This window comes from Polaromonas sp. P1_F4 (genome assembly GCF_056405675.1).
The window spans coordinates 67,461-91,966 of the sequence record NZ_JBFUBP010000007.1 but is presented as its reverse complement, the minus strand read 5'-3'; the positions used below and the strand labels follow the sequence as shown (position 1 = coordinate 91,966).

Genomic DNA, 24,506 nt, shown 5'->3' with positions numbered 1-24,506 from the left:
TGTTTTTGATAGCAAATCATTTTTCAGATGATGGCCGGCGCGGCACCATCAGGCGGTGCTCGCCCTTTTGCACCACCTGCCCGGCCTGGTTGATCAGCTCGGCTGGCAGCACCACGATGCCCCAGCCCGGCTTGCTTTTGGAGGGCCGCATGCTGGCCACACGAAATTTCACGTGCAGCGTGTCATTGATCTTGATCGGCAGCAGGAAGTCCCAGGTCCAGCCCAGCGACATGCCGGGCAGGAAGCGGTATTCGCTCTGGGTTTTCAGGCCGTCGGCAACCGACAGCCCCATCAGGCCGTGCGCAACACGGCAGCCGAAGTGCGAGGCATTGGCGTAGGCCTCATCCACATGCACCGGCGTGAAGTCGCCCGTGAGTTCGGCGTAGGCATCGATGCGCGCGGCGGTGAAGGTGTAGGACGGGCTGGTGCACTCGTCGCCGACCTGTGCGTCGTCCCAGTATTTTTCCGGCGTGGCGAACTGGATGTTGGGGTTGGGCATGAGACGCCTTTCAGGCAGTGGTGGCTCTGGGATTGACTGCCAATACAGCAGACACGCTGCCGGCACTGGCCTGGATCAGCTCGACGGCCAGGCCATCGGGCAGTTGCAGCCAGTTGCGGCCCTGGGGCAGTTGCTTCACGCCCCATGTCTGTGCCCCGGCCAGTGCGGCCTCCAGGTCTTCCACCATGATGCCCAGATGCGCCAGCCAGCCGGCGTCATTGGACGGCGGCGCCGCAAAGCCGGGCGTACTCATGAGCTGCAGGCCCCCGATCGTCCAGTACTGGTGCGGTGCATCGGCGGGTCCGTCGATCTCGCGCACATCCATGCCCAGCACCTCCAGGAAGAAGTTGATGTGCCACTGGATGTCTTTGACGCGTACCGCAACGTGTTCTACATAGGATTTTTGTTTGTGAGGGGCCATGGTGTGCTCTTTTGAATCGCGTTGACGAGGCAGTGCGCGCTCAATGCCCTTGATGCAGGCCACCAGGGCCTGGTTGACGGGTGTGGGTACGCCGCATTTCGCGCCCTGGCGCACCACCGCGCCGTTCACAAAGTCGATCTCGGTGATTGAGCCCTTCTCCAGGCTTTGCAGCATCGAGGTTTTGAACGCGTAGGGCAGGCCTTCACCCGCCTTGACCCAGGGCCGGCGCGGGTCGGTGGTGGCAAGCGTGATGCCGCTGGCTTTCGCCACTGTCATCGCTTCGGCCACGGCCGCAATGCCGCAGGCTTCAAGCTCGGGCACCTGGTACATCTCGCCATAGGTTAGACGCGTGGCGGCGCTGACGGCGCCGGTGGCCACATTGACCAGCAGCTTGTCCCAGATGGTGCCGATGATGTTGCGGCTGACGGTGGTGTCGAGCCCGGCGGCGTTGAAGGCGGCGGCAATGCGCTGCACGCGCTCCGTGATGCGGCCGTCCAGTTCGCCCAGGTGGGTGTCCTTGCCGCGCGTTCCAATCAGCACATGCCCGGCGCCAAGCTGCGTGCCGCCCGTATAGGTTTTGCCGGCAAGCACACGCTCGCGGCCCACGATGCTGCCCAGGATGTCTTCGTGTCCCAGCCCGTTTTGCAGTGACAGAACGACAGTGTCCGGCCCCAGCAGCGACAGGGCTGCCTCCATGGCCGGGCGGGTATCGAAGGACTTGACCAGCACGATCACCAGGTCCACCGCACCGGTGTCCATGGCCACGCCCGTGGCGGAGGTCGCGGCATGCACCTGCACGCAACGGTCTACACCGCCGTCGCGCAGGATCAGCCCGCGGCTGCTCAGGGCCTCGACCTGGGCAGCATTGCGGTTGATGAGCCAGACCTCGTGGCCAGCCTCCGTCAGCACGCCGCCTAGGGCACAGCCCAGCGCGCCGGCGCCCAGAACACAAATCTTCACTGCAGAACTCCTTCGTGATTCAGGAGCGAATTCTGGGTGGGTCCGACCATGTCGTCCATGCAATGAAGGCAATATCAATCATTGCGTATAACAATAGAGGTATGGAAAGAGACCTTGATCTGCTGGACATCAAGCTGCTGCGGCTGCTGGACCAGCTCTACACCACCCGCAGCGTCACCCGGTCGGCCGAGGCCCTGGGGCAAAGCCAGCCCACCGTCAGCATCTGGCTGGCGCGCCTGCGCAAGCAGCTTGGCGACCCGCTGTTTGTGCGCACGGCAGGCGGCATGCTGCCCACGCCGCGCACCGATATGCTGATTGCCACGGTGCGCGAAGTGCTGGGCGGGTTGCAGCGACTGGCCCAGTCAGAGGCTGCCTTTGACCCGTCTACGGCGCTGCGGCGCTTTCGCATCTGCATGACCGACGCCAGCCACGTCACGCTGTTGCCCCGGCTGCTGTCCCATGTGCGGGCGGTGGCGCCGGGTGTGGCGCTGGAAGCCGCGCGTATCGATACCGGCCTGGCGCATGCCCTGCAAGCAGGCGAGGCCGATCTGGCTGTCGGCTTTTTGCCCTGGCTCGACACGGGCTTCTACCAGCAGACGCTGTACGGCCAGGACTGGATTTGCCTGGCCAATACCCGGCATCCGCGGGTGGGCAGCGAATTGGGCGCCGACTGGAGCCTGGCTGTTTACCAGGCCGAGGCGCATATCGGCATCAGTTCCGGCACCGGCTACCAGCTGCTGGACAGCGCCCTGGCGTCACAAAACATCTCGCGCCGGGTGTTGCTGGAGCTCCCGGGCTTTCTGGGCCTCTCGGCCATTTTGTCCACCACCGACCTGATCGCCACGTTGCCGCGCCACATCGGCGAAACCCTGGCCCGCGCCGCTGGCCTCCAGGTGCTGCCCTGCCCGCTGGCGATTCCCGGATTTACCGTGAAGCAACACTGGCATGCCCGCTACCACCACGACCCAGCCTCCCGCTGGTTGCGCAGCGTGTGTGCCGAGTTGTTTATGAAAAGTGCCTCCAGCCCTTTATAGCCGGGCGCAAGCAGCTATATTTTTTATAGCAATTCAGCTCAGTGCGTCACCCGGTTGGCCTGAAGAGCCTGGATGGCGTCCTCGTCATAACCGAGCTCCCGCAGCAGTTCGCGCGTGTGCTCGCCCAGCCTGGGTGGGTTCAGGCGCACCCCGGGGCGCTTGCCGCCCAGGGTCAGCGGCAGCAATACGGTGGCGCTTTCTTGTCCAGCGCGGGCGCCGTCAGTCAAGGTGATGGGCGCCAGCCCGCCCGTGGCCTTGAGGTGCGGATCGTCAAACAAATCCTGCGGCCGGGTGATGGGCGCAAACGGCAATGCATGTTTTTCGAACACGGCACCCAATTCGGCCGCGCTGTGCCCAGCCAGATGTGAGCGCAGCAGGGGCATCAGCCACTCGCGCGCAAGTACGCGCTCGTTGTTGGTCAGCAGCCGCGGGTCGGCCCGCAGGTCTTGCAGCCCAAAAGCCTCGCAGAAAATGGCCCACTGCGTGTCGCTGACCACGGCCAGGAAAATCTGCTCGCCATCCCTGACCGTGAACACGTCGTAAATCGCCCAAGCCGAAATGCGGCTCGGCATGGGCGCGGCGGGCTGGCCCGTCACAGCGAACTGCATCATGTGCTGGGCGACCAGGAAAACATTGTTTTCAAACAGTGCGGCCTGCACCTCCTGGCCCTTGCCGGTTTTTTCGCGCGCGGCCAGTGCGGCCATGGCACCGATGGCGCCGAACATGCCGCCCATGATGTCGTTGACACTGCTGCCGGCGCGCAGCGGGTCACCGGCGCGGCCCGTCATGTACGCCAGGCCGCCCATCATCTGCACCACTTCGTCGAGTGCGGTGCGGTGGTCGTAGGGGCCCGGCAGAAAACCTTTGTGGCTGACATAGATCAGCCGCTCGTTGAGCTGCGAAAGGCTGGCGTAATCCAGGCCGAGCTTTTTCATGGTGCCGGGCTTGAAGTTCTCGCTGACGATGTCGGCGGTGGCAACCAGCTTGAGCACCAGCTCACGTCCCTCGGGTGTCTGCAGGTCGACGGCGATGCTTTTTTTGTTGCGGTTGAACAGGGGGAAAAATCCCGCACCGGAACCGAGCAGCTTGCGCGTGTTGTCCCCCGTGATCGGCTCGACCTTGATGACCTCGGCCCCCAGGTCGGCCAGCAGCATGCCGCAGGTCGGCCCCATGACCATATGGGTGAATTCGACGACACGCAGGCCTGCATAGGGCAGGCTTTGTTCGCCAGATACGCGGGCTTCAGGCATGCAAACTTCCTTGTACAAAATCTTTGGGGAGGCCCGCCTCTGGCGTCATGCCATAAAGCGGTTCGCCCGGCAATCCGGCTTTGAGTGGTTCGCGCGCAGCCATCAGCTTGACGAGATCCACCCCAGTGGAAACGCCCATGGCCTCAAACATGAAGACCAGGTCTTCAGTGACCACATTGCCTGACGCGCCCGGCGCATAGGGGCAGCCGCCCAGGCCACCCAGCGAAGCGTCGAAGGTCCGCACGCCTTCTTCATACGCAGCCAGGCAGTTGGCCAGGCCCAGTCCGCGTGTGTTGTGCATGTGCGCGGCGCCTGACCTGGCGCCAAGCTCGGCGCGCAGGCGCCTGAAGAGGCGGCGCACCTGCGCGGGGTTGGCATAACCCACGGTGTCCGATAAACCTGATTCATCAGCACCGGCAGTGATGCATTGCGCGGCCAGCCAGATCACATCGTCCTCCGGTACTTCGCCCTGCAGCGTGCAGCCGAAAGCGGTTGAAATGGCGGCTTCAAGTTTGACATGCGGTGCCAATTCGCGGCGCAGGCCGGCAATGGCCCGCACTTCTTCGACCATCTCTTCGCGCGTCTTGCGCACATTGGCCAGCGAATGCGCCGCGCTGGCCGACACCGGCATGGTCAGCTTGTGTACGCCGGCCTGCAGCGCTGCTTCAGCGCCGCGGCGGTTGGGCACCAGGGCCATGACCGTGAGGCCGGGCAAGGTGAGCGCATGCCGCACCACCTCCGCCACATCGGCCATTTGCGGCAGCAGTTTTGCGGGAACAAACGAACCCACTTCAATCTCGCGAAGGCCGGCCGCGTGCAGGGCTGTGATCCAGTGCAACTTGTCGGCGGTTGCCATGGTGCGCGCAACACTTTGAAGGCCGTCGCGCGGGCCGACTTCACTGATCAGCACCTGGCTGGGCTGGGGGATTTGCATCGTCTTTGGTATTCTGTAAGATAGAACTATATTCTTTCTAATGAAATGATGAAGCAGGTTGCAAGCACTGTCAAGCAGGCAATCGACACGAAAGCCCAGGAGATCGAGCCATGCCGCGCAAAGCCCAGACAGAATCCGTTGCAGACACCCATGCCGCGCCAGGCGGCGCCGCGGCAGTGGACCGTGCCCTGTCGCTGCTGTCGGCTTTCAGGGCGGGCGACGCCTCACTGGGCCTGGGCGAGTTGGCGGAGCGGACGCAGCTTTACAAGAGCACGGTGCTGCGGCTGCTGGCTTCGCTGGAGCACGCGCGACTGGTACAGAAACTCGGCGACGGCCGCTACGCGCTGGGCGCCGAAGTGGCGCGCCTGCATGGTGTTTACGCCGCCTCGTTTTCGCTGGACCGTGTGGTGCTGCCGGTGCTGCGTGAGCTGGTTGCGGCCACCGGCGAGAGCGCGGCCTACCATGTGCGCCAGGGCGAGGCCCGCCTGTGCCTGTACCGCGTGGACTCGCCGCATCCGATCCGCGACCACATCAAGGCCGGCGACCTGCTACCCGCCGACCGCGGCACGGGTGCTCGCATTTTGATAGCGTTCGGCGCAGGGCGGTTAAGGGCTCGAGACCAAAAAGACCGTCAGCTATACGCCAAAATCCGCGAACAGGGTTACTACACGGCTGTGGGCGACCGACTGGCCGAGGTGGCCGGCATTTCGGCCCCGGTGTTTGGGGCCGACGGTGCACTGGCAGGCGCGCTGACGCTGACCATGCCCGGCAATCGTTACAGCGAACGCCATGTCAAGCCCGTGCTGGAAGCAGCCCGCCGCCTGACAGGCCTGGTTTAAAGGCTTTCCCCGGTTCAGCCTTGCGCCGAAGTGGGCTCGATGCGCCACTGGATGTTGAGCGAAAACTGTTCCCCTGGGCCCAGCACACGCAAGCCGGGCTGCCCTGGCAAATGAAAGGCATCGATAGGCTGTGTGATGGGCTCAAAACAAAACGCGGGCCCTTGCGGTGGGCGGTAAACCAGGCAGAAGTGCTCCTCGGCACCGCCGTCGCGCGCAAAGTCCGGCATGCGGGCCGTGACCTGCAGGCCCTGCTCGGGCCAGGCAACGCAGGCCTTGCCGCCCCAGCCGGTGTAGCCGTTGTCGATGAGCGGGCCGTTGGCCGGCGCACCCTTGTTCAGGTCCCAGCTCGCCGGAAAGTCGGTCGTGTGCGCAACCGGCAGCGGGTCATCACCGCAGAGCCAGACGCCCGCTACCTGCGCACTGATCCGCGTTTGCGCTGTGCGGGGAAACCAGGGATGCACACCCAGACCATATGGCAGCGGCTTGACGCCCAGGTGGCGCACCTGCACCTGCTGGTCCAGCCCGCCTTCGACCAGCCGGAAGGTCTGCACGGCTTCGTAGTCGTACGGGTTGCCGTCGAAGCCGTGCGACACCAGCGTCATCACCAGGGTGTCGGCAGCCGGCTGCGAAACCTGCCACGGCTGCAGCCAGCCGTCGCCATGAATGGGATAGGGTTCGCCCGCGCGATTCGGACGCATGGCGTGGAATTGCCCCTCATGCGTGAAGCCTCCGCCGCTGATACGGTTGGACCACGGCACCATGGCAAATGAAGCGGTCTGGTAGAGATCGTCCGTTTTACCGTCCCAGGGCCGCCAGAGGTCCAGCGGCCCTTGCGCGCGGTCGAGTTGCCAGGCGGCGACGCTGCCGCCGAGCGAGGGCACCAGCCCCAGGCGCTGGCCGGAATGGCGCAGCCAGACTACAGGATGTGCGGAATCGGTCATTGAAGATCTTTCACGTGAGGGCAGGTAGATGGTGTTTTGTTCGTGATATCAGCCGCCGAACAAACCGGCAGGCAGACCCGGGCTGTCAATCGACACCGCGAAGATGCCACCGGCCAGCGGCTCTGCGGCAAGCTGTTCGGGCGTGAGTCCGGTGCGTGCCGTGCTGATAAAAAGCGTGCGCATGTCCGGCCCGCCAAAGGCGCAGTTGGTCACATGGCTTGTCGGCAGCGGCACGCGGCACAGCTCCTGTGCAGTGACCGGGTCATGGCAGCTGATGCAGGCACCGCCCCAATGGGCAATCCACAGGCGGCCGGCGGCGTCGGTGGTCATGCCGTCGGGTACGCCGTCGCCGGCCGCAAAGGCCAGCCAGAGCCGCTTGCCTGACAAGGTTCCCGCCGCGCTGTCGAAGTCATACGCATGGATGCGGCCGTTGACGGTATCGTTGAAATACAGGGTGCGTCCGTCGGCGGACCAAGTGGGGCCGTTGGTCACCGCAAAATCTTCTTCATGGCGCGTGCAGCGGCCATCAGGGTCATAGCGATACAGCGCGCCGGTGGGGGCCACGCAGTCAAAGTCCATCGTCCCCGCCCAAAAGCGGCCTTGCCTGTCGCACTTGCCATCGTTGAAGCGATTGCCCGGCAACGCAGCCTCGGGTTGGTGCAGGTAGTGTGGTTCGCCGTCTGAAGCGGGGTCAAACAGCGCGAAGCCGCGCCGCAGGGTCACGATCAGACCGGGCGCATGCGCCCGCTCGGCCAGCGCGGAAATTTCCTCGTCAAAGGCCCAGCTGCTGCGCGCGCCGGTGGCGGGGTGAAGGCGGTGCAGGCGGCAGCCAAGAATGTCCACCCAATACAGGGATTGCTCCCGCGGCGACCACAAGGTACCCTCACCCAGCAGGGCCCCCGCCGGATGGACGCAATGCACCTTGCCAGGGACCGGCATGGCCAGCCGCTGCTGATGCATGCCTGCGGGCGTGTCTGGAATCAATGTCACTAATGTCTCCGTATTGCGGGGCTGTGCGGTGGCCTCTTGACGCGGTGGATGATATCAATGCATAGTGATGTTGGAAACTTATTCTTTTTATATTAATTGATACACAACTTGCAATGTCAAACATTTCCAGCTCTGCCCCCATGCGTGCCGCTCCCGCAAGCGAGACCCTCTCCGTCTTTCCCAGTCTGAACAAGCGGTCGGTATTTGTCACCGGCGGAGGCAGCGGCATAGGCGCCGCCATCGTGACAGCCTTTGCGCAGCAGGGCGCGCGCGTTGCCTTCATTGATGTCGCGAAGGAGGCCAGTGAAGCGCTTGCGCAGGAGCTGGCGGATGCGGGGCACGCCCGCCCATGGTGGCGCGCCTGCGATGTCCGGGACGTGGCCGCGCTGCAGTCGGCAATCACCGACGCAGCAAGCGCGCTGGGCGACTTCTCGGTGCTGGTCAACAATGTTGCCAGCGATGACCGCCACAGCCTGGAGTCTGTAACGCCCGCCTACTACGACGACCGCATCGCGATCAACGAACGGCCCGCCTTCTTTGCAATCCAGTCGGTGGTGCCCGGTATGCAACGCCTCGGCGCCGGCTCCATCATTAACCTGGGCTCCACCGGCTGGCAAGGCAAGGGCGCAGGCTACCCCTGTTATGCCATCGCCAAATCCTCGGTGAACGGCCTGACGCGCGGCCTCGCGAAAACGCTGGGCCGGGACCGCATCCGCATCAACACCGTGTCGCCGGGCTGGGTCATGACCGAGCGGCAGATCAAGCTCTGGCTGGATGCCGAAGGCGAGAAGGAACTCCAGCGCAACCAGTGCCTGCCCGACAAACTGCTGCCCCACGACATCGCGCGCATGGTGCTGTTCCTGGCATCCGATGACGCCGCCATGTGCACCGCGCAGGAGTTCACGGTGGATGCCGGCTGGGTTTAACAATCCCCCCCGGGGCGCCTTCGGCGCCTCCCCCTCAGGGGGCGACACTGGCGGCCCGGCGGAGCCGGTTCCGCGGTGTCCCTGGCCTTGGTGGCGAAGATTTTTAGTCCGCTTCTAACCTGCGGCCGTAGAGGGTCAGGCTTGCCGTCTTCAGCGCTTTCATCATGACCTTGGCGGCTGGCGATGGCAGCCGGTCGGTGCGGGTAATGATGCCGAAGGCGTCCATGTGGCAGGGCATATCCAGCGGCAGCACCGAGACGATACCGTGCGCGGCGTAATACCGCGCCACATCGGCCGCGACCACGGCCACCATGTCGCTTTGCTGCAGCATGCGCGTGATGAAAAGCAGGGCTGAAGACTCCACCACGTTGATAGGTGGTGCAAGCCCATCCTCGCGGAACATCAGCTCGAACCGGTGCCGCAGGACACTGCCTGCGGGCGGCACAATCCAGGCGGCCGCCACCACGTCGCGCAAGGTGAGGCCTGACACGCCCAGCAGAGGATGCCCCGGCCTCGCCATGGCGCACACCGGCTCCTCGACCAGGGGCTCATAGCGCAAATTGGTCTTGTCATGTTCGGCAAAGAGGCGTGCCACCAGGATGTCGAGCTTGCCCTGCTCCAGCCGCTCGAGCAGCACCGGGCTGGTTTCGATGTCCAGCGAAATGCGCAGGCTCGGGTGCTCCTGTTTGACCACGGCCACCGCAGACGGCAACAAGGCCAGCCCCGGCGACGTGATGGCGCCGATGCCGACCTGGCCGAAGTGCCCGGTTTTTAGTGCGGTGAGTTCGTCGTGCGCCTGGTTCAGGCTGGCCAGTGCCATGCGCGCGTGCCGGATCATGGTTTCGCCATACCAGGTTGGCCGCATGCCGCGGGGCAAGCGCTCAAAAAGCTGTACCTCCAGAACATCTTCCAGATCCTTGAGCAACTTGGACGCCGCCGGTTGGGTCATGCTGAGAACCTGCGCTGCGCGATGAATATTGCCTTCTTCGGCCAGTGCAACCAGCAACAGCAATTGCCGTGTTTTGAGCCGCGCGCGTATGAACCAGTGGTTGTAAGTGCTCATCGGGTTTTCCAGAATGCGTAGAACGATATCTATTTTGTCAAAAAAACGATTGGATTGATATCAAAATTGATTCTAGACTGCAGCGCTATAAAGATGAAGCTCTCACTCTCATGAAATTCGGCGAACTGCAACAAAACGCCCGGCACTACATCAACGGGCGCTGGGAAACCGGCACCACCACGGGCACCAGCACCAACCCCTCGGATACCCGGGAGGTGGTCAGCGAGTACGCACGTGCCGACCGCAACCAGACCGAACTCGCGATCCGGGCCGCGGCCGAGGCATTGCCGCACTGGAGTCACAGCACCCCGCAACGCCGGGCTGATGTGCTTGACCAGATCGGCAGCGAGATCCTGGCTCGCAAGGATGAGCTTGGCATGCTGCTGGCACGGGAAGAAGGAAAAACCTTGCCTGAAGGCGTGGGCGAAGCGGCGCGGGCCGGCCAGATATTCAAGTTTTTCGCAGGCGAAGCATTGCGTGTTCAGGGGGAGACCATGGCGTCGGTCCGGCCCGGCATTCAGGTCGACGTGACGCGTGAACCTGTCGGCGTGGTGGGAATCATCGCGCCATGGAATTTCCCGTTGGCGATTCCGGCCTGGAAAATCGCGCCGGCACTGGCGTATGGGAACACGGTTATTTTCAAACCGGCCGAGCTGGTGCCCACCTGCGGTTGGGCTCTGGCCGAAATCATCAGCCGCTGCGGGCTGCCTGCGGGCGTCTTCAACCTTGTCATGGGAAGCGGCCGGGAAGTCGGGCAAACGCTGGTCGACCATCCCCTGGTCAATGCGCTGAGCTTCACGGGCTCGGTGACAACCGGCGAACGCATCCTTCAGTCGGCTTCCGCACGCCGCGCGAAAGTGCAGCTTGAAATGGGTGGCAAAAATCCCCTGGTGATACTGGCTGATGCCGATCTTGACCAGGCCGTCGAATGCGCTGTGCAAGGTTCGTACTTTTCGACCGGCCAGCGCTGCACTGCGTCAAGCCGGCTCATCGTGGAAGCGCCCGTACACGATGCATTCGTTGCGCGCCTGCGCCACCGCATTGCCGGGCTCAAGGTGGGCCACGCGCTGGAACGGGGCATCGAAATGGGCCCGGTGGTTGACCGCAGCCAGCTCGAACAGAACCAGTCGTATCTGGACATAGGGCGCAACGAAGGTGCCGAGCACGTCTGGGGCGGCGAATTGCTGGAACGCCCGACACCAGGGCATTACATGAATCCGGCGCTCTTCCTCGCCCGGCCGGAACACCGCATCGCACGCGAAGAGATTTTTGGGCCCATAGCATGTGTGTTGCAGGCCGATGATTTTGAACACGCGCTGGCCCTGGCCAACGACACGCCCTTCGGCCTCTGTGCAGGCATCTGCACAACTTCCCTCAAGCACGCCATGCATTTCAAGCGTCATGCAGAAGTTGGCATGACCATGGTGAACCTGCCTACTGCGGGTGTCGACTTCCACGTTCCGTTCGGCGGGCGCAAGGGGTCGAGTTACGGCTCACGCGAACAAGGCCGCTACGCTGCCGAGTTTTACACCACCGTCAAGACCGGTTACGTGCTAGCCTGAGCCACTGAAGATCACCAGAGAGCTGTCAGTTCCATTTCAACCAAGGAGACAAAATGAAAATCCATCGCCGCACCCTCGCCGTCGCACTCGCCTGCGCCCCCCTTGCCGGCCTGTTGCCGGTTTCAGCATGGGCACAAAAGCCCATCGTGCTGGGCTTTAGCCAGGTCGGCGCGGAGAGCGAATGGCGCACCGCCAATACCGAATCCATCAAATCGGCCGCCAAGGACGCGGGCATCGAACTCAAATTCTCCGATGCCCAGCAGAAGCAGGAAAACCAGATCAAGGCGATTCGCTCCTTCATTGCCCAAAAGGTTGACGTGATCGCGTTTTCGCCCGTGGTCGAGTCGGGCTGGGAAACCGTTTTGCGTGAAGCCAAGGCCGCCAAAATTCCGGTAGTGCTGACTGACCGCTCCGTGAACGTCAAAGACACCTCGCTGTATGTTTCCTTCATGGGCTCGGACTTTGTGGAGGAAGGCCGCAAGGCAGGCCGTTGGCTTGTCGAAAAAATGAAGGGCACAAGCGGCCAGGTCAACATCGTTGAGCTGCAGGGAACCGTGGGTTCCGCACCGGCGATTGACCGTAAAAAAGGGTTTGAAGAAATCATCAAGGCCGACCCGAAATTCAAGATCATCCGCTCGCAGACGGGTGATTTCACCCGTGCCAAAGGCAAGGAAGTGATGGAAGCCTTCCTCAAGGCCGAAGGCAAGAAGATCAATGTGCTTTTCGCGCACAACGACGACATGGCTATCGGCGCGATTCAGGCGATTGAAGAGGCTGGCATGAAGCCGGCAAAGGACATCACCATCATCTCGATCGATGCCGTCAAGGGCGCTTTCGAAGCCATGATGGCCGGCAAGCTCAACGTCTCCGTGGAGTGCAGCCCCTTGCTGGGCCCGCAGCTGATGGCGGCAGTCAAGGACATCAAGGCCGGCAAACCCGTTCAGAAACGTATCGTTACCGAAGAGGGTATTTTTCCGATGGAAGTAGCCGCCAAGGAATTCCCCAAGCGTAAATACTGATCAGCATCCGGACCAGCGCCCCGATACTGAGGCGCTCTTTCAAACCTCCAGAAGGAAACTATTTCATGAAACGTACATTTCTCCAGACCCTGCTCGCCGGCCTCGTGCTGGGAACCCTCGGTATTGCACCGTCAGCCCAGGCGCAAGACAAAGGCAGCATCGGCATTTCGATGCCCACCAAATCCTCTGCCCGCTGGATCGCCGACGGCGACAACATGGTCAAGGTGCTCAAGGAGCGCGGCTACAAAACCGACCTGCAATATGCCGATGACGACATCCCGAACCAGCTCGCCCAGATCGAGAACATGATCACCAAGGGCGCGAAGGTGCTGGTGATCGCCTCCATCGACGGCACCACACTGTCCAAGGCGTTGCAGAACGCGGCCGACAAGGGTGTCAAGGTCATCGCCTATGACCGTCTGATCAAGGGTTCGAAGAATGTGGATTACTACGCCACCTTCGACAACTTCCAGGTTGGTGTGCTGCAGGCCACCTCCATCGTCGACAAGCTGGGCCTGAAGCAGGGCAAGGGCCCTTTCAACATTGAACTCTTCGGCGGCTCCCCGGACGACAACAATGCATTTTTCTTCTACGACGGTGCCATGAGCGTGCTCAAGCCCTACATCGACAGCGGCAAGCTGGTGGTGCGCAGCAAGCAAATGGGCATGAACAAGGTCGGCACGCTGCGCTGGGACGGTGCGGTGGCCCAGGCACGCATGGACAACCTGCTCTCGGCCTACTACGGCAAGGAAAAAGTCCACGCAGTCCTGTCGCCATATGACGGCCTGTCCATCGGCATTCTGTCCTCGCTCAAAGGTGTCGGCTACTGCACGGCGCAGCAGCCTTGCCCGGTGGTCAGCGGGCAGGACGCCGAAATTCCTTCGGTCAAGTCCATCCTGAAAGGCGAGCAGTACTCGACGGTGTTCAAGGACACGCGCGAGCTGGCCAAGGTGACGGCCAACATGGTGGATGCCACCCTCTCTGGCAAGCAGCCCGAGATCAATGACACCAAGACCTACAACAACGGCGTGAAAGTGGTGCCCTCCTACCTGCTCAAACCGGTGGCTGTGGATGCCTCTAACTGGAACCAGGTTCTGATTGGCAGCGGTTACTACAAAGAGTCACAAATCAAGTAACCCCGGCTGAAGGGTGAAAGCACGACGGTCCCGTGCCGGGGAGGCGCGGGACTGTTTACGCCCATCGGTGTCAGTCGCCGTCGGAGCGATTTTTGTACCAAAGGACAGGCATTGGAAACGATTCTCGAGATGCGCGACATCCGCAAAACCTTCCCAGGGGTGGTCGCGCTGAACAAGGTCAACCTGCGCGTGCGCGCGGGTGAGATTCATGCCATCGTCGGTGAAAACGGCGCCGGAAAATCGACCTTGATGAAAGTGCTCTCGGGGGTCTATCCGCACGGCTCCTACAGCGGGGACATCGTCTACGAAGGCCAGGAGCGCCAGTTCCTCGGAATCCACGACAGCGAGCAGCTGGGCGTCATCATCATCCACCAGGAACTGGCGCTGGTGCCGCTGCTATCCATTGCCGAGAACATTTTCCTCGGCAACGAGACTGCACAGCGCGGCGTGATCGACTGGATGGCTGCGCACAGCAAGACGCAGGACCTGCTGAAAAAAGTGGGCCTCAAGGAATCGCCCGCCACGCTGATCACGGACATCGGCGTGGGCAAGCAGCAACTGGTGGAAATTGCCAAGGCCCTGTCCAGGCAGGTCAAGTTGCTGATCCTCGACGAGCCGACGGCGAGCCTCAACGAAAACGACAGCCAGGCCTTGCTGGACCTGTTGCTGGAACTCAAGGGGCAGGGCATTACCTGCATCCTTATTTCACACAAGCTCAACGAAATTTCACGCGTGGCGGACGCCATCACCATCCTGCGCGACGGCAGCACCGTCGAAACACTGGACTGCCGTGCCGAAGCCATCAGCGAAGACCGCGTCATTCGCGGCATGGTGGGCCGCGAGATGGCTGACCGATATCCGCCGCGCCAGCCGAAAATTGGCGAGACCGTGTTTGAAGTGCGCGACTGGAACGTCTACCACCCGCTGCACACGGACAGGAAATTCATCAAAGGCGTCAGCCTGCAGGTGCGGCGCGGTGAAATCGTCGGCATTGCCGGGCTGATGGGGGCGGGGCGCACGGAACTTGCCATGAGCATCTTTGGCCGTTCGTGGGGGCGCCGCATCAGCGGCCAGGTCCTTCTGAACGGCCAGCCTGTTGATGTCGGCACGGTAGAGAAAGCCGTTCGCCATGGTCTGGCCTATGTGACCGAAGACCGCAAGGGCAACGGGCTGATATTGAACGAAGACATCCAGTTCAACGTCTCGCTGGCCAACCTCAAGGGCGTTTCAAGTGCCTCCGTCATCGACAGCGGCCGCGAATACCAGGTCGCGCAGAGCTACCGCGAAAAACTCCGCATCCGGTGCTCAAGCGTCGGCCAGAAAGTCCTCAACCTCTCGGGCGGGAACCAGCAGAAAGTGGTGCTCGGGAAATGGCTGTTCACCAGTCCCGAAGTGCTCATCCTCGACGAGCCCACGCGCGGCATCGACGTGGGCGCCAAGTACGAGATTTACACCCTGATGGCCCAGCTCGCGGCAGAAGGGAAATGCATCATCATGATTTCCTCGGAAATGCCGGAATTGCTGGGCATGACGGACCGCATCTACGTCATGAACGAAGGCCGCTTCATCGCCGAGATGCCGACGGCCGAAGCCTCCCAGGAAAAGATCATGCGCGCGATCATGAAAGCAAGCTGAAATGAACAACGAGTCCTCCAACGCCACCGCGATTGCGGCAAAAACCGCCGCTGCCAGCGGCAAATCGCCGCTCGACTACCTGAAGCACAACTTCCGCGAGTACGGCATGCTGATCACGCTGGTGGCCATCATGGGCTTCTTCCAGTACATGACCGAGGGCACGCTCATGCAGCCCCTCAACCTCACCAACCTGGTCCTGCAGAACAGCTACATCGTCATCATGGCGTTGGGCATGCTGATGGTGATCGTGGCCGGGCATATCGACCTGTCGGTCGGTTCGGTGTGCGGCTTCATCGGCGCGCTGGCGGCCGTGCTGATGGTGGAGTACGGCTGGCATTTCGTGCCGGCCTCGCTGGTGTGCCTGCTCTGCGGCGCGCTGATAGGCGGGGTTCAGGGCTGGTTTGTCGCGTTCTTCCGCATCCCTTCTTTTATCGTCACGCTGGCCGGCATGCTGGTGTTCAAAGGGCTGGCGTTGGCACTGCTGCAAGGCCAGTCGGTCGGCCCCTTCCCCGATTCATTCCAGATGCTCAGCTCGGGTTTCATGCCCGACCTGCTGAGCAGCGAAGGCCTGCGCATGACTTCGCTGCTGCTGGGCGTGGCGCTGGCCGCCGTGCTCGCCGTGGCCGGCATACGCGCGCGGGCCAAGCAGCTCAAGCACGGCATCCAGGCCGAGCCCGCCGCCATTTTCTTCGTCAAAACGGCGATGTTCTCGGCGCTGCTGATCTATTTCAGCTACCTGCTGGCTTCCTACAGGGGGCTGCCGAATGTGCTGATCGTGATGGCCGCGCTGATTTTCCTGTTCCACTTCATCACGGGTCGCACCACTATCGGGCGGCGCGTCTATGCGCTGGGCGGCAACGAAAAGGCCGCCAAGCTGTCGGGCATCAAGACCGAGCGCCTGGCCTTCTATACCTTCGTGAACATGGGCGTGCTGGCGGCGCTGGCAGGCCTGGTGTTCGCCGCGCGCCTGAATACCGCGACGCCCAAGGCCGGCCTGGGCTTTGAGCTCGACGTCATCGCCGCCTGCTTTATCGGCGGGGCCTCGGCCTCGGGCGGTGTCGGCAAGGTCATGGGCGCGGTGATCGGTGCGTTTGTGATGGGCGTGATGAATAACGGCATGTCCATCCTGGGCATCGGCATCGACTACCAGCAGGTCATCAAGGGCGTGGTGTTGCTGGCCGCCGTGTTTGTCGACGTCTACAACAAGAACAAGGCATGAACCTCCTGGCCGTTCTGAAGGCGAATATCGTGGCGCGTGGCGCGAAGGCCGCTCCATGACCGTGGCCGACGCCGCCCCCGTGCTGGAGCTTGCGGGCATCCACAAACAGTTCGCGGGTATTCCGGCCTTGCAGGATGTGCGTTTGCGCCTGTATCCCGGTGAAATCCATGCCTTGATGGGGCAAAACGGCGCCGGCAAGTCCACGCTCATCAAGGTGTTGACAGGCGTGCTGGAAGCCAGCGGCGGTCAGATGCAACTTGCCGGAAAACCGGTATGGCCGGACTCTCCCCTGGCCGCGCAGCGGCTGGGTATCAGCACGGTCTACCAGGAAGTCAATCTCTGCCCCAACCTGTCGGTAGCGGAAAACATCTTTGCGGGCCGCTATCCGCGGTACGGCTTTGCGCAGGGGTCTCGCATCGATTGGACCACCGTGAACCGCCGTGCGCGCGAACTGGTCGCGCGCATGGGCCTGGACATCGACGTCACGCGCCTGTTGTCCAGCTACCCGGTCGCCGTGCAGCAACTGGTGGCCATCGCGCGCGCCATCGGCATTGAATCCAAAGTGCTGATCCTCGACGAGCCGACCTCCAGCCTCGACGATGACGAGGTGCAAAAACTCTTTGAGGTGCTGCGTCGCTTGCGTGGCGAGGGGCTGGCCATTGTTTTTGTCACTCATTTCCTCAACCAGGTGTATGCGGTGTCGGATCGCATCACCGTTCTGCGCAACGGCAGTTGGGTCGGCGAGTGGCGTGCCAGTGAACTGGGGCCGCAGGCACTGATCGCGGCCATGCTGGGCCGGGAACTGGCCGCGCAATCCGCCACCGCCGCCGTGCCTCCGGAATTTGACGATGCTGCGCCGGCGCTTTTGCAAGCTGAAGGTCTGGGCCAGGCCGGTCAGTTGCAGCCTGTGGACCTGCGCGTGCGTGCCGGCGAGGTCGTGGGCCTGGCCGGGCTGCTGGGCTCGGGCCGCACTGAACTGGCGCGCCTGCTGTTCGGCCTGGAGACGCCGGACCGCGGCATGCTCAGAATCGACGGCGAGGCGGTCACGTTTTCCAATCCCGCCGAGGCGATCCGGCAGGGCCTCGCCCTATGTCCCGAGGAGCGCAAGACCGATGGCATCGTGGCCGAGCTCTCAGTCCGGGAAAACATCGTACTGGCGCTGCAGGCCCGCATGGGCATGCGCCGTTTTTTATCGCGTGCCGAACAAACCGCATTGGCCGAACGCTTTGTCCAGGCGATGGGTATCAAGACCGCGAGTGTGGACACCCCCATAGGCCTGCTGTCGGGCGGCAACCAGCAAAAGGCCATGATCGCGCGCTGGCTCGCGACCGAGCCGCGCCTGCTGATCCTGGACGAACCCACGCGCGGCGTCGACGTGGCCGCGAAGCAGGAAATCATGGAGCAGATCCTGCGCCTGGCTGAGGCTGGCATGGCGGTGATTTTCATCTCTTCTGAAATGAGCGAGGTGGTTCGTGTGGCGCACCGCATCGTGGTGCTGCGTGACCGCCGCAAGGTGGGTGAGTTGCCGGCAGGCAGCAGCGAAGACACCGTCTATGAACTGATTGCGGCTGAACATGCCTGAAGAGAAACACCACCCCTCGCCTCTGGCCACTGCCATGAGGCACCGCCTGGCCTGGCCGCTCATCACGCTGTTCCTGCTGCTGGCTGTGAACACAGTGTTTAACGCCAGTTTCCTGCACGTCGAGTGGCGTGACGGTCATTTGTACGGCAGCCTGATCGATATTCTCAACCGTGCCGCGCCGCTGGTGCTGGTGTCGCTCGGCATGACGTTGGTGATCGCCACCCGCGGCATCGACATTTCCGTGGGCGCCGTGGTGGCCATTGCTGCCGCAGTGGCCGCCTGGATGATTGGCGGGTCGGTGGCAGGGAGCGTGAGCCGTTTCCCGATGCCGCTGGCAATTCTGGCGGCATTGGCCATCGCGCTGCTGTGCGGACTGTGGAACGGGCTGCTGGTCGCCAGGGTAGGCATGCAGCCCATCATCGCCACACTGATCCTCATGGTGGCGGGTCGCGGCATCGCGCAGCTGATCACCGGCGGGCAGATCATCACCATCTACTACGCGCCATTTTTCTTCCTGGGCAGCGGTTACCTGCTGGGCCTGCCGTTCTCGCTCTCTATCGTGGCCGTGGTCTTTGCGCTGCTGTACCTGGCGGTGACGCGCACCGCCCTCGGGCTGTTCATACAGGCTGTGGGCATTAATCCAACCGCAGCACGCGTCGCGGGCGTGCAGGCCAGGCGCCTGATGGTTGCCGCCTACGGCTTCTGTGGCTTGTGCGCGGGCATTGCGGGCTTGCTGATCAGCTCCAACGTCAAAAGCGCCGATGGCAACAACGCGGGTCAGTTGCTCGAGCTGGATGCCATCCTGGCCGTGACGCTGGGCGGCACCGCCCTCACCGGTGGGCGGTTCAGCCTCGTGGGCAGCGTGATCGGCGCGCTGATCATCCAGACGCTGACTTATGCCATTTACTCGCTGGGTGTGCCGCCTGAGATCAACCTGGTGGTCAAAGCTGTGGTGGTATTTGTGGTCATGCTGCTGCAATCGGCTGAATTCCGGGCCGAGATCGGTATCTGGATGCGGCGGCCGGCCGCGCGGGGGATGCGGCCATGAACACAACCGTCACCCGGCCTCCCGTAGAGGCCGCCTCCAGCCAACGGGCACCTGCTGCGCCGGCTTCAGGTTTTAATCCCAAATACCTGCCGCTGGCGGCCACCATATCGCTGTTCGTTGCCATGGCCACCATGGGTTCGGTGCTCTACAGCGGGTTCTTTTCGGCTCAGGTGTTTCTCAACCTGCTGATTGACAACGCCTTTCTGGTCATCATCGCCGTGGGCATGACGTTTGTCATCCTGTCGGGCGGCATTGACCTGTCCGTCGGCTCCGTGGTCGCACTCACCACCATGGTGTCTGCCGCGCTGGTGGAGCACCATGGCTGGAGTCCGGCCGCGGTGATTCCGCTGGTGCTCCTCATGGGCACGGCGTTCGGCGCCTTCATGGGTTTTCTGATTGAGCGTTTTCGCCTGCAGCCTTTCATCGTGACGCTGGCCGGCATGTTTCTGGCGCGCGGCCTGTGTTACCTGATCAGCGTCGATTCCATCAGCATCACCAACGAGTTTTACTCGGAGGTTTCGCAGCTGCGCATTCCCTTGTGGGAAGACGCCTCGCTCTCGATCAGTGCCGTGATCGCCATCGCGGTGCTGCTGGCGGCGGTGTTCATTGCACACTGCACTCCCTTTGGCCGCGCGGTGTATGCCGTCGGCGGCAATGAGCAATCGGCACTGCTGATGGGCTTGCCGGTGCGCCGCACGCTGGTGGGGGTTTACACGCTGTCGGGCTTTTGCTCGGCGCTGGCCGGTGTGGTCTTCACCTTCTACATGCTTTCGGGCTACGGCTTGCACGCCACCGGCATGGAGCTTGACGCCATTGCCGCCGTGGTCATTGGCGGCACCTTGCTCAGCGGCGGCGTGGGTTATGTGGCCGGCACCCTGTTCGGGGTGTTGATGCTCGGAATCATCCAGACCCTGATCTCTTTTGACGGCACTTTGAGCTCCTGGTGGACGCGCATTGTCGTCGGCGTGTTGCTGTTTGTTTTTTGCCTCCTGCAACGGCTGCTGGCAAATCGCACACCCAAATCTTCCTGAAACCTTAATGGCCAGACCATCATGACAAGCACCAAACGAAAACTACGTTCCACCGAGTGGTTCGGCACGGCCGACAAAAACGGCTTTATGTACCGCAGCTGGATGAAGAACCAGGGCATTCCCGACCATGAGTTCGACGGCCGCCCCATCATCGGCATCTGCAATACCTGGTCGGAGCTCACGCCTTGCAATGCCCACTTCCGCAAGATTGCCGAGCATGTGAAGCGCGGCATCTCAGAGGCGGGCGGCTTTCCGGTCGAGTTTCCGGTGTTCTCGAACGGCGAGTCGAACCTGCGTCCCACCGCCATGCTCACACGCAACCTTGCCAGCATGGACGTGGAAGAAGCGATTCGCGGCAACCCGATTGACGCCGTGGTGCTGCTCACCGGCTGCGACAAGACCACGCCCGCCTTGCTGATGGGTGCGGCGAGCTGCGACATTCCGGCCATTGTGGTGACCGGCGGGCCCATGCTCAACGGCAAGCTTGAAGGCAAAAACATCGGCTCGGGCACGGCGGTGTGGCAACTTCACGAGTCGTTAAAAGCGGGCGAAATCCAGCTGCACCAGTTCCTGGCAGCCGAGGGCGGCATGTCGCGTTCGGCCGGCACTTGCAACACCATGGGCACGGCCTCCACCATGGCCTGCATGGCCGAAGCGCTGGGTACTTCGCTGCCGCACAACGCCGCCATTCCCGCGGTGGATGCACGCCGCTATGTGCTGGCGCAGATGTCGGGCGCGCGGGCCGTCGAGATGGCGCGCGAGGGCCTCACGCTGTCGAAAATCCTCACACGCGAAGCCTTCGAAAATGCGATCCGCGTCAATGCCGCCATTGGCGGCTCCACCAATGCAGTGATTCACCTCAAGGCGATCGCGGGCCGCATTGGTGTGCAGCTGGACCTGGAAGACTGGACACGGATTGGCCGCAACGCGCCCACCCTCGTTGACCTGCAGCCTTCCGGCCGTTTTCTGATGGAAGAGTTTTACTACGCCGGCGGCCTGCCCGCCGTGTTGCGCCGGCTGGGTGAAAACAGCTTGCTGCCGCATCCCCATGCGCTCACCGTCAATGGCAAATCGATATGGGACAACGTGCGCGAGGCGCCGCAGTACAACGACGAGGTGATCCGCCCCCTCGACAACCCCTTGATCGCCGACGGCGGCATCTGCATCCTGCGCGGCAACCTGGCGCCGCGCGGTGCCGTGCTCAAGCCCTCCGCGGCCTCGCCCGAACTGCTCAAGCACCGCGGCCGCGCGGTCGTCTTCGAGAACCTCGAGCACTACAAGGAGCGCATCGTCGACGAGAACCTTGACATCGATGCCAGCTGCGTGATGGTGATGAAGAACTGCGGCCCCAAGGGCTACCCCGGCATGGCCGAAGTCGGCAACATGGGCCTGCCACCCAAGCTGCTGCGCCAGGGCGTCAAGGACATGGTGCGCATCTCGGACGCACGCATGAGCGGCACCGCTTACGGCACCGTGGTGCTGCATGTGGCGCCAGAAGCAGCGGCCGGCGGGCCGCTGGCCGCGGTACGCGACGGCGACTGGATCGAGCTCGACTGCGATGCGGGCCGCCTGCACCTGGACATCAGCGATGCCGAGCTGGCTGAGCGCCTTGCCGCCCTGCAGAAGGCCCCTGCAGGCATGCGCGGCGGCTACCAGCGCCTGTATGTCGACCACGTGCTGCAGGCCGACGAGGGCTGTGATTTCGATTTTCTGGTCGGCTGCCGCGGCTCCGAAGTTCCACGGCACTCCCATTAAACCGCGCAAGCAGTGAACTACTGAACTTTCTTCAACCTGATCCAGCCACATGAACACGCTCCGCCAGCCGCGTTACCGCGGTATCTTCCCCGTTGCCCCCACCACCTTCACCGAAACCGGCGAGCTTGATCTTGAAAGCCAGAAGCGCTGCATCGACTTCATGATCGACGCCGGCTCCGACGGCATCTGCATCCTGGCCAACTTCTCCGAGCAATTCGTGCTTTCGGACGAAGAACGTGAAACCCTGACCCGCACCGTCCTCGAACATGTGGCCGGCCGCGTGCCGGTGATCGTGACCACCACCCACTACGGCACCAAGGTTTGCGCCGAACGCAGCCGCCGCGCGCAGGACATGGGCGCCGCCATGCTGATGGTCATGCCGCCGTATCACGGGGCCACCTTTCGCGTGAGCGAGCCGCAGATTTACGAGTTTTATGCGCGGCTGTCGGACGCGGTCAATATTCCCATCATGATCCAGGATGCGCCCGCCAGCGGCACTGTGCTTTCAGCCTGCTTCCTCGCGCGTATGGCCCGTGAGATTGAACACGTCGCCTATTTCAAGATCGAAACCGCCGGTGCAGCATCCAAACTGCGCGAACTGATCCGTTTGGGAGGCGACGCGGTGGAAGGGCCCTGGGACGGCGAAGAGGCCATCACACTGCTGCCCGACCTTGATGCCGGTGCCACCGGCTCCATGACCGGCGGCGGCTACCCCGATGGTATTCGTCCGATCATCGAGGCGCACCGCGCTGGTGATCACGACAAGGCCTATGCCCTCTACCAGCAATGGCTGCCGCTGATCAATTACGAGAATCGCCAGGCAGGGCTGCTGGCCGCCAAGACCTTGATGAAGGAAGGCGGCGTGATCGCCTGCGAGGCGCCGCGTCATCCTTTTCCGGCCATGCACCCGGACACGCGCACTGGGCTGCTGGCGACCGCCAGGCGGCTTGATCCGCTTGTGCTGCGCTGGGGGCGGTAAGCAGGGCACACCGCAGGGGGTAGTGCCCCGCACATTGCTCCTTTTTTGATAGCTCCTTGCGCCCGCCAGTTAACGGCTTAAGGCGCTTTTATGTCTTGGGCGGTGTTCCGGAGCCGATCTGGCGCGCGAGATGCACCTGGTGCAGCGTTATTTTCCGCACCTCGGTCTGGCTGGTTTCGATATGGGCGCGCAGCAGCATGGCGGCCTGGTCGCCGCGCTTGGCACGCACTGCCTTGAGAATCTTGGCGTGCTCTTCATAGGTGGCCTCAATGCGCGGCTGCTTGATGAAATCAAGCCGGCGAATGATGCGAATGCGGTCGGTCACGTCGCGGTGCACACGCGCCATCTCGGCATTGCCGGAAGCCGCCACCAGCGCGCAATGAAAAGCTTCGTCCCACTGGGCGACCCGAACATGATCGGTGCTGCGCTCGCCCACCGGAACCAGCCAGATGGCCGCCAGTTCATCGAGCAGCGCCGTGTCAATCGTCTGGCTACCGGCGCACAGCCGCTGCACGGCCGTGGTTTCCAGCACCATGCGCAGGTCGTAGAGCTGTTCAAACTTGTCGAAATCAAAGGGCAGCACACGCCAGCCACTGCGAAACAGCACCTCGACGAAGCCTTCCTGCTGCAAGCGAAACAGGGCCTGGCGCACGGGCGTGCGCGAGACGCCCAGGCGCTCGCTGATTTCGGTTTCGGTGAAGCGGTCGCCCGGCACCAGCTTGAACTCGGATACGTCGCGCTTGAGCTCTTCGTATACTTCGTCGGCCCGCGAACGATGGGCGAGCGCGACGGCAAGGCTCGCGGGATGGCTGGAGGCAAAGTGCATGGTGAAACTCTAGCAGTGTTCGGGCCGTGCCGGCAGCGCCGCCAGCAATTCGCCGCTGGTGGCGGTCCAGCCGACGATGGCGCCCTGGGCGCGCATCATCGCCACGGCCGCCGACTTGAAGGCCGGGAAATAACTTTCAGTGCAGTCCTCCAGCAGCATGCTGTCGTAACCGCGATCGTTGGCTTCTCGCATGGAGGTCTGCACGCAGACCTCCGTGGTCACGCCCATGAACAGCAGGTGCGTGATACCGGCATGCTGCAGCTGCTCGTGCAGGCTGGTGGCGTAGAAGGCGCCTTTGCCGGGCTTGTCGATGGCGATCTCGCCGGGCAGTGGCGCCAGCTCGGGGATGATCTGGTTTCCCGGTTCACCGGCTATCAGGATGCGGCCCATCGCTCCCATGTCGCCGATACGCAGGGTCGGGTTGCCGCGGCTGCGCTTGGCGGGCGGGCAATCGGCCAGGTCGGCCCTGTGCGCCTCGCGGGTGTGCACCACAAGCCCGCCCGCGCGGCGCCAGGCCTCCAGCACGGCCTTGCAGGCCGGCACGATGGCCTGCAACAGAGAGACGTCATTGCCCAGCGTTTCACCGAAGCCGCCGGGCTCGATGAAGTCGCGCTGCATGTCGATGATGACCAGCGCGGTGTGCGCCAGCTCGAACTCGTAGGCGAAAGGAGCCGCTGCGATTTTCATAGGAGTGCTCCTTCGTGGGCAACCGCGGAACCGGCTTTGCCGGGCCGCTGGTGTGCCTTGCAGGCCGCATCAGCGTCAGAGTCGCTGACTCTTCGCACCGTCCAAGCCTGCGCAGGCAGGCTTGGAGCAGCGGTACTCAGCCCCCTTGCGGGGGGGGCGGCTGCAGGCCG

Annotated in this window: 22 protein-coding genes and 1 pseudogene; 13 read left to right on the top strand and 10 right to left on the bottom strand. The window is 63.0% G+C overall.

What is annotated here, in order from left to right; genetic code table 11:
* Positions 1-16: 16 nt before the first annotated feature.
* From AC1DYQ_RS15270 to AC1DYQ_RS15260, 3 genes and pseudogenes are all read right to left on the bottom strand, one after another.
* The gene (locus AC1DYQ_RS15270) at positions 17-499 is read right to left on the bottom strand and encodes a MaoC family dehydratase (protein ID WP_477666919.1); all 483 of its coding nucleotides are present in this window, start codon (positions 497-499) and stop codon (positions 17-19) included.
* A 10-nt stretch (positions 500-509) separates the two neighbouring features.
* On the bottom strand, positions 510-920 hold the full coding sequence (locus AC1DYQ_RS15265) for a VOC family protein (protein ID WP_477687594.1): 411 nt from the start codon (positions 918-920) through the stop codon (positions 510-512).
* 18 nt (positions 921-938) lie between these two features.
* Positions 939-1,880, bottom strand: a pseudogene (locus AC1DYQ_RS15260) (ketopantoate reductase family protein); the annotation flags it as partial.
* Positions 1,881-1,981: 101 nt separating this feature from the next.
* Between AC1DYQ_RS15260 and AC1DYQ_RS15255 the strand changes: the two are divergent.
* Positions 1,982-2,914 (top strand): LysR family transcriptional regulator, encoded by a 933-nt coding sequence (locus AC1DYQ_RS15255; RefSeq protein ID WP_477687465.1) that lies wholly within the window; start codon positions 1,982-1,984, stop codon positions 2,912-2,914.
* Between the two features lie 38 nt (positions 2,915-2,952).
* On the opposite strand, the gene AC1DYQ_RS15250 is transcribed toward AC1DYQ_RS15255, so the two are convergent.
* Together AC1DYQ_RS15250 and AC1DYQ_RS15245 are read right to left on the bottom strand one after the other, a co-directional pair.
* The gene (locus AC1DYQ_RS15250) at positions 2,953-4,164 is read right to left on the bottom strand and encodes a CaiB/BaiF CoA transferase family protein (protein ID WP_477687464.1); all 1,212 of its coding nucleotides are present in this window, start codon (positions 4,162-4,164) and stop codon (positions 2,953-2,955) included.
* The gene (locus AC1DYQ_RS15245; RefSeq protein ID WP_477687463.1) at positions 4,157-5,098 is read right to left on the bottom strand and encodes a hydroxymethylglutaryl-CoA lyase; all 942 of its coding nucleotides are present in this window, start codon (positions 5,096-5,098) and stop codon (positions 4,157-4,159) included. Before AC1DYQ_RS15245 ends, AC1DYQ_RS15250 begins: the two co-directional genes overlap by 8 nt.
* 110 nt (positions 5,099-5,208) lie before the next feature.
* On the opposite strand from AC1DYQ_RS15245, the gene AC1DYQ_RS15240 reads away from it, so the two are divergent.
* Positions 5,209-5,937, top strand: a complete 729-nt coding sequence (locus AC1DYQ_RS15240; protein WP_477687462.1) for an IclR family transcriptional regulator — start codon at positions 5,209-5,211, stop codon at positions 5,935-5,937.
* Between the two features lie 14 nt (positions 5,938-5,951).
* Here the strand turns inward: AC1DYQ_RS15240 and AC1DYQ_RS15235 are convergent, their stop codons facing one another.
* Positions 5,952-6,878 (bottom strand): aldose 1-epimerase, encoded by a 927-nt coding sequence (locus AC1DYQ_RS15235; protein WP_477687461.1) that lies wholly within the window; start codon positions 6,876-6,878, stop codon positions 5,952-5,954.
* A 48-nt stretch (positions 6,879-6,926) separates the two neighbouring features.
* Positions 6,927-7,838, bottom strand: coding sequence for an SMP-30/gluconolactonase/LRE family protein (locus tag AC1DYQ_RS15230; RefSeq protein ID WP_477687593.1), 912 nt, complete (start codon positions 7,836-7,838; stop codon positions 6,927-6,929).
* A gap of 170 nt (positions 7,839-8,008) precedes the next feature.
* Between AC1DYQ_RS15230 and AC1DYQ_RS15225 the strand changes: the two genes are divergently transcribed.
* The gene (locus AC1DYQ_RS15225; protein WP_477666913.1) at positions 8,009-8,794 is read left to right on the top strand and encodes an SDR family NAD(P)-dependent oxidoreductase; all 786 of its coding nucleotides are present in this window, start codon (positions 8,009-8,011) and stop codon (positions 8,792-8,794) included.
* A 103-nt stretch (positions 8,795-8,897) separates the two neighbouring features.
* On the opposite strand, the gene AC1DYQ_RS15220 is transcribed toward AC1DYQ_RS15225, so the two are convergent.
* Positions 8,898-9,857 carry a LysR family transcriptional regulator gene (locus tag AC1DYQ_RS15220; protein ID WP_477647164.1) on the bottom strand — a complete coding sequence of 320 codons (960 nt, stop codon included), beginning with the start codon at positions 9,855-9,857 and terminating at the stop codon, positions 8,898-8,900.
* A 110-nt stretch (positions 9,858-9,967) separates the two neighbouring features.
* Between AC1DYQ_RS15220 and AC1DYQ_RS15215 the strand changes: the two genes are divergently transcribed.
* The 10 genes from AC1DYQ_RS15215 to AC1DYQ_RS15170 all read left to right on the top strand — a co-directional run bounded on the left by AC1DYQ_RS15215 (position 9,968) and on the right by AC1DYQ_RS15170 (position 22,823).
* Positions 9,968-11,419, top strand: coding sequence for an aldehyde dehydrogenase family protein (locus AC1DYQ_RS15215; protein WP_477647163.1), 1,452 nt, complete (start codon positions 9,968-9,970; stop codon positions 11,417-11,419).
* A 53-nt stretch (positions 11,420-11,472) separates the two neighbouring features.
* Positions 11,473-12,438, top strand: a complete 966-nt coding sequence (locus tag AC1DYQ_RS15210; RefSeq protein WP_477647162.1) for an ABC transporter substrate-binding protein — start codon at positions 11,473-11,475, stop codon at positions 12,436-12,438.
* Between the two features lie 65 nt (positions 12,439-12,503).
* On the top strand, positions 12,504-13,574 hold the full coding sequence (gene chvE / locus AC1DYQ_RS15205; RefSeq protein WP_477687460.1) for a multiple monosaccharide ABC transporter substrate-binding protein: 1,071 nt from the start codon (positions 12,504-12,506) through the stop codon (positions 13,572-13,574).
* Between the two features lie 129 nt (positions 13,575-13,703).
* The gene (gene mmsA, locus AC1DYQ_RS15200) at positions 13,704-15,209 is read left to right on the top strand and encodes a multiple monosaccharide ABC transporter ATP-binding protein (RefSeq protein WP_457282452.1); all 1,506 of its coding nucleotides are present in this window, start codon (positions 13,704-13,706) and stop codon (positions 15,207-15,209) included.
* A 1-nt stretch (position 15,210) separates the two neighbouring features.
* The gene (mmsB, locus tag AC1DYQ_RS15195) at positions 15,211-16,428 is read left to right on the top strand and encodes a multiple monosaccharide ABC transporter permease (protein WP_457282345.1); all 1,218 of its coding nucleotides are present in this window, start codon (positions 15,211-15,213) and stop codon (positions 16,426-16,428) included.
* 55 nt (positions 16,429-16,483) lie between these two features.
* On the top strand, positions 16,484-18,010 hold the full coding sequence (locus tag AC1DYQ_RS15190; RefSeq protein WP_477687459.1) for a sugar ABC transporter ATP-binding protein: 1,527 nt from the start codon (positions 16,484-16,486) through the stop codon (positions 18,008-18,010).
* A complete protein-coding gene (locus AC1DYQ_RS15185) occupies positions 18,003-19,058 on the top strand; it encodes an ABC transporter permease (RefSeq protein ID WP_477666911.1) in 1,056 nt (351 codons plus the stop codon). The genes AC1DYQ_RS15190 and AC1DYQ_RS15185 overlap by 8 nt, the downstream gene beginning before the upstream one ends.
* Positions 19,055-20,089, top strand: coding sequence for a galactofuranose ABC transporter, permease protein YjfF (gene yjfF, locus AC1DYQ_RS15180; protein WP_457282342.1), 1,035 nt, complete (start codon positions 19,055-19,057; stop codon positions 20,087-20,089). Before AC1DYQ_RS15185 ends, yjfF begins: the two co-directional genes overlap by 4 nt.
* A 21-nt stretch (positions 20,090-20,110) precedes the next feature.
* Positions 20,111-21,844, top strand: coding sequence for an IlvD/Edd family dehydratase (locus AC1DYQ_RS15175; RefSeq protein ID WP_477687458.1), 1,734 nt, complete (start codon positions 20,111-20,113; stop codon positions 21,842-21,844).
* Positions 21,845-21,893: 49 nt separating this feature from the next.
* Complete coding sequence (locus tag AC1DYQ_RS15170) at positions 21,894-22,823, top strand: dihydrodipicolinate synthase family protein (protein ID WP_477687457.1); 930 nt, start codon at positions 21,894-21,896, stop codon at positions 22,821-22,823.
* 88 nt (positions 22,824-22,911) lie between these two features.
* Here AC1DYQ_RS15170 and AC1DYQ_RS15165 read toward each other — a convergent pair whose 3' ends face one another.
* Positions 22,912-23,649 (bottom strand): GntR family transcriptional regulator, encoded by a 738-nt coding sequence (locus AC1DYQ_RS15165; protein ID WP_477687456.1) that lies wholly within the window; start codon positions 23,647-23,649, stop codon positions 22,912-22,914.
* A gap of 9 nt (positions 23,650-23,658) precedes the next feature.
* The gene (locus tag AC1DYQ_RS15160; protein ID WP_477687455.1) at positions 23,659-24,336 is read right to left on the bottom strand and encodes a cysteine hydrolase family protein; all 678 of its coding nucleotides are present in this window, start codon (positions 24,334-24,336) and stop codon (positions 23,659-23,661) included.
* Positions 24,337-24,506 lie beyond the last annotated feature (170 nt).